This window comes from Pedobacter sp., assembly GCF_045628745.1.
Lineage (GTDB): Bacteria > Bacteroidota > Bacteroidia > Sphingobacteriales > Sphingobacteriaceae > Pedobacter.
Window position 1 is genome coordinate 1 of record NZ_JAZQPU010000145.1, and the last position, 3,385, is coordinate 3,385.

A 3,385-nucleotide genomic window follows, 5' to 3' on the forward strand; every position below is an offset into this window, starting at 1 on the left:
CCCCATATCTTCGCATTGCTATTCACAAAACCAGGTGCCCGGCTTGCATTTTCAGGCCATGACTGACCATCATCAGTGCTGATGGCGGTCAAAGCATTTTTCCATAAACCCACTACCCTACCATCATTTAGATGGTAATAGCTAAAGGCCTTGTATTGTTTCTTTAATGTAATTAAAGGGTCATTACGATCGGCTTCTTCATTCCACTGTTGCGTCATCAATCGGTTAGCCAACAATTCTTCACATGCTTTTACAAAAGCCTTGTTTTTACTTTTTGTATAAAAAGGATAAGAAGTGTTTTTCGCAGTCCAGCCTGGATTATAATGAATAAAATAAATGGCACCATATTTACCATCAGGCAAGATTTCTCTCACCACCCTGCCAATGCCTTTACCATCATTGGGGTCATCTTTGGCATCGAAACTGATGGCATAAAAACCCAGCACCAGCAACACCTTATTTTTGGCTACATAAAAGCCCATTCTCTGGTGCATCACGGCACCTAGATCTTTGGCTACATCAGCTCTGCCTTCTTTTTTGGTGCCATCAGGTATGCGGTAAACCGGAAAGATCACCTCCGGTTTTGACCAGGTATAACCATCTGCCGATGATTGAAGAAGGGTTTGCCCTGGAGGGATACTTTCCCCTACCGTATTACTCAGGTACTCCAGGTAAAATTTATGGTTCCAGTAGGCCAGCATCGGCGCATGGTTATAAGTCCAGCCAAAGCCCTCTGCCATTTCAGGATGTTCCCTGTTGGCACGAAAGGTCTGAATGTTATGCACACCAACAACCGGGCTCAGCTGTCCATGGTGATAATCAGCGTTGACTAATGTTTTTCCTGTATATCTAACGGTATCCTGTGCCTGGCCTACTTGTGCAGCCATTGCCAACAGGGGGATTAACCAAAGCTTTTTCCTCATTGTTATTGAATTTGGGCAGTCCCTGAAGAACGTCCTTTTCTTAAATTGTCAATTATCTTTCTCTTCACCTGTATGATGGTGCCGTGTTTATGTCCTTCAGGAATACTGATTTCAGCAGAAGCATCCTTAAATGTTTTGAAGTCCTTAGTTTTTACGGCTGCATATTTTTTATCCCCGTAGGCGTCATAGTAAATTAACCACTCGCCCTTTGTTTTCACAACGCTTGGCCCTTCGGTCAAATGGCCTGTATAAGGTTCAGAAACCTGCTTGTAAGGACCTAATGCTTTTTCAGCAAAGGCCACTTTTAGATTCCTGTTAGGCCTGGTATTGTCTTTTAACACCAGCACAAAATCTTTTGCGGCTTTCTTCACAATCACTGCATCAATAACACTAAAGCCCGGATCAAGAAATAAGGCTGCCTTAGAAAACGTTTTAAAATCCTTCGTCCTGATGCTGTACATCCTGTGGTTATTATTTTCCTCTTCTACCCCTTTTGCAAAGCGAAAAGGAATGGTAGACGCCCAGATAATGATAAATTCATTATTATCCTTGTCATAGGTAATTTCCGGTGCCCAAACGTTGACCACTGTTTTTTCATTCTCTAACACAGGGATAAATTGTTGTTCAGACCAGTTCATCATGTCTTTAGAACTGGCATGCCCAAAGCCACTTTCGCCTTTCCAGCTGCACGTCCAGACCAGGTGAAAAACACCATCCGGCCCCTGCACCACAGAGGGATCGCGCATAATTTTATCTTTCCCTATTTCAGGCTTCAAAAATATTTGATTCAAATCGTTCCAATGGTAAGCATCATCGCTGTATAATAAGCGCAAACCCTCATTGGCCGGTTCATGAAAAGAAGTAAATAAATAGGCCTTGCGTGCACAGGAACTGAGGGTGAAAATCACCAGCCCTAATAAGGCAAACTGCACGCATGTGTGTCTCTTAAAATAGCTATTCATTATATTTGGTCTAAAATAAGCACCCAGTCATTTCCATTTTTCTCCGTACCGGAAGGCTTAAATTCATGGATCCCTTTGTTACTGATATTGCCAATCAGGGTGGTTTCGCCATTTCTAGGGTTATACCAGGAAGCTTTCACTTCCTCACCTTTAAGCTTTGCCATTTGAATGTTCATCGCTCTGCCGGTGTAGTTATACACCATGATGTAATCTTTCCCCCGGGTGGCTAAGAGCCTGTTGTACTGCTTTCCATTTTCGCCGGCAATGACAGACTGGTCTGGAACACGGTCGAAATAAGAACGGGATAGCAATAGGTTTTTCAGGTGCACCATCTGACTGGCACCTGGTGCATTTAAGGCTGAAGGCCAAAGTTCAGTAGAGCCATAGGCCGTTTCTTTATCTGTTTTGCTGTGCATCTGCATCACAGAATTTTGCCCATAGGTATAACCAAAAGCACCTGCAAAAACCGACCAGTAACCATATCGTCTTACATCACTGTCGTTCCAACGGGGCTCTTTAATGTCGTGCAAACCCTGCGGAATGCCTTCATAAGAAGGTTCTCCATCTATAGTAGGTTTAAATGGCTGAAGCTTGTAATCTGCTTCCATATATTTCCAGTTATCTTCGCCATAATGAAGGGTTTCTTTTTTTGAAGTATCCTGGTTATAACGCCTGTGTCCCGACTGCACCATGTTAAAGTCCATCCAGGAGGCATTGTGAAACCACTGTGAAGAAGCTGTTCTCCCCCTTGGGTGAAAAGTCATCAAGTGATTTGTATCGTTTTTCCTGATCGTTTCCCCTATTTTATTCCAAACCGCAATAGAATCACTTCCTTTAATATCCCCTCCGTTTAACCAGATGATATTGCTATGGTCGCGGTATCTCTTGCTTAAAAAATCAGCATACTTTTCTGCCTGCTGCACGCTTACTTTTCCATCTTTTACGTTGGTACCCCAAACCGGTACAAGGGCCATATACAAGCCTTTAGCCTCTGCTTGGGTGATGATATAATCTACATGATCCCAGTAATCATATTCTTTTTCATTTTGATCATTGTTTCCACTGGTGGTATCTGGCCTTGAAACATCACTATTTAAAACCGAAGAATCGCCATATACATTCACTGATGGCACGGTGTGTAAAACCATTACCTGGATTACGTTGAAGCCTTTTTTCTGGCGATCATCAAGGTATTGAACGGCCTCAGCCCTGTTCAGCTTGTTAAATAATAACCAACCTGTATCTGCCAGCCAAAAAAATGGCTTGCCATCTGCCGTCATCAGGTAACGACCATTGGTAGAAACTTTCAGGGGCTGCAAGCCTTCCTGCGCCTTTTTCTTCGCGCATCCAAAAAGCATTATGGAAAGTAATACAATACTTATATTTTTGAAATTGATCATATTTATGTGCTAGATTTTATTCACTAAAACGACTTCATCTGCCGTACTTAACTTTTGCAGCTGAATGATGGAACCACCTTTTACTTTCTCTGTTTTTAAA

At 42.5% G+C, this 3,385-nt stretch carries 2 protein-coding genes and 1 pseudogene; all 3 read right to left on the reverse strand.

Annotation, left to right across the window (positions count from 1 at the left end; translation table 11 throughout):
* Window positions 1-923, reverse strand: a pseudogene (locus tag ACR2F7_RS06015) (six-hairpin glycosidase); the annotation flags it as partial.
* Between the two features lie 2 nt (window positions 924-925).
* The gene (locus tag ACR2F7_RS06020; protein ID WP_432712678.1) at window positions 926-1,885 is read right to left on the reverse strand and encodes a glycoside hydrolase family 43 protein; all 960 of its coding nucleotides are present in this window, start codon (window positions 1,883-1,885) and stop codon (window positions 926-928) included.
* Window positions 1,885-3,285, reverse strand: a complete 1,401-nt coding sequence (locus tag ACR2F7_RS06025) for a glycoside hydrolase family 140 protein (protein WP_432712679.1) — start codon at window positions 3,283-3,285, stop codon at window positions 1,885-1,887. The genes ACR2F7_RS06020 and ACR2F7_RS06025 overlap by 1 nt, the downstream gene beginning before the upstream one ends.
* Window positions 3,286-3,385 lie beyond the last annotated feature (100 nt).

What these genes read in the sequence shown, in the direction of transcription:
- ACR2F7_RS06020 (WP_432712678.1), bottom strand. Translation starts at nt 1,885, where the DNA reads ATGAATAGCTATTTTAAGAGACACACATGCGTGCAGTTTGCCTTATTA.
- ACR2F7_RS06025 (WP_432712679.1), bottom strand. Translation starts at nt 3,285, where the DNA reads ATGATCAATTTCAAAAATATAAGTATTGTATTACTTTCCATAATGCTT.